The following is a 1,253-nucleotide window of genomic DNA, read 5'->3' as shown; positions in this document are numbered from 1 at the left end:
GCGCACGCAAATACCAAGCAATGTGCTTGCGCGCACTGCGCACCCCGGTCTGCTCGCCGTACAGGCGGTAGTGGTCCTGCAAGTGCTCCAGCAGCACGCGCCGCAGTTCAGCGACCAGCGGGGGCGCGAGGTGTTCGCCCGTGGCCAGGAAATGGCCGACCTCGCGGAAAATCCAGGGCCGGCCCTGCGCGGCGCGGCCGATCATGATCGCGTCCGCGCCGGTCGCGGCGAACACGTCGCGCGCCTTCTCGGGCGTGGTGATGTCGCCGTTGGCCACCACGGGCACCTGCACGGCGGCCTTCACGGCGGCAATGGTTTCGTACTCCGCCTGGCCCTGGTAGCCCTGCTCGCGGGTGCGGCCGTGCACGGTCAGCATCTGGACGCCCACCGACTCGAACTGCCGCGCGAGCCGCACGGCATTGCGCTGCTGCTGGCACCAGCCGGTGCGCATCTTCAGCGTCACGGGCACCCTGTAGGGCGCGCAGGCCGCCACCACCGCCTGGGCAATCGAGACGGCCAACGCCTCGTCGCGCATCAGCGCCGAGCCCGCCCACTTGTTGCATACCTTCTTCGCCGGGCAGCCCATGTTGATGTCGATGATCTGCGCGCCGCGCTCCACGTTGTAGACCGCAGCCTCGGCCATCATGGCCGCGTCGGTGCCGGCGATCTGCACGGCAATCGGCCCCGGCTCCCCCTCATGGTTCGCGCGGCGCGAGGTCTTCAGGCTGCTCCACAGATCCTTGCGCGCCGTCACCATCTCGCTCACCGCGTACCCCGCGCCCAAGGTCTTGCACAACTGGCGAAACGGCCGGTCGGTGACACCCGCCATCGGGGCAACGAACAAGCGGTTCGCCAAAGGAATGTGACCGATGTGCATGGAAGAGGGGGCAGGGCGGCAGCGCATATATGAACGAGACGGCGGGATTATATTTCTGCCCAAAAAATCAGCGAACCCCTTGTCTCGCAGAGCGGAATTACCGTTCGGAACATCCCGCGCCTCCCGCCGAAGCCGCTCCGTCCTGCGGCGCGAAATGCCGCCAAGCGTCAGGCAGGTTGCAGAACTGGTGGCGCGCCATCAGCGCGCGCAGCCACTGGCGATTGTGCTGGACGTCGGGGGAGAAACCGCTGGCGCCCGTCGGCGCGCCCGCCGCTGGCGCCCCAGCCGGGGTCCCCATGTCCACCGCGTAGCCGTCGGCCAGCGGCCCGCGCACGACCCGGCCGGCCTGCGTGCCATCGAGCACGCGCAGCTGCAC

At 69.0% G+C, this 1,253-nt stretch carries 1 protein-coding gene and 1 pseudogene; both read right to left on the bottom strand.

Features of this window, described 5'->3' with window-relative positions; translation table 11 throughout:
* The coding region (gene dusB / locus VTU_RS0105490; RefSeq protein ID WP_040892136.1) for a tRNA dihydrouridine synthase DusB at nt 1-877 on the bottom strand (877 nt) is incomplete at its 3' end.
* 97 nt (nt 878-974) lie between these two features.
* A pseudogene (locus VTU_RS25830) lies at nt 975-1,253 on the bottom strand (D-Ala-D-Ala dipeptidase); the annotation flags it as partial.

It is taken from the genome of Verminephrobacter aporrectodeae subsp. tuberculatae At4 (assembly GCF_000193225.1).
Classification (GTDB): Bacteria; Pseudomonadota; Gammaproteobacteria; order Burkholderiales; family Burkholderiaceae_C; genus Acidovorax; species Acidovorax aporrectodeae.
The sequence above is the reverse complement of the archived record's forward strand: the minus strand, read 5'-3'. Positions and strand labels throughout refer to the sequence as shown.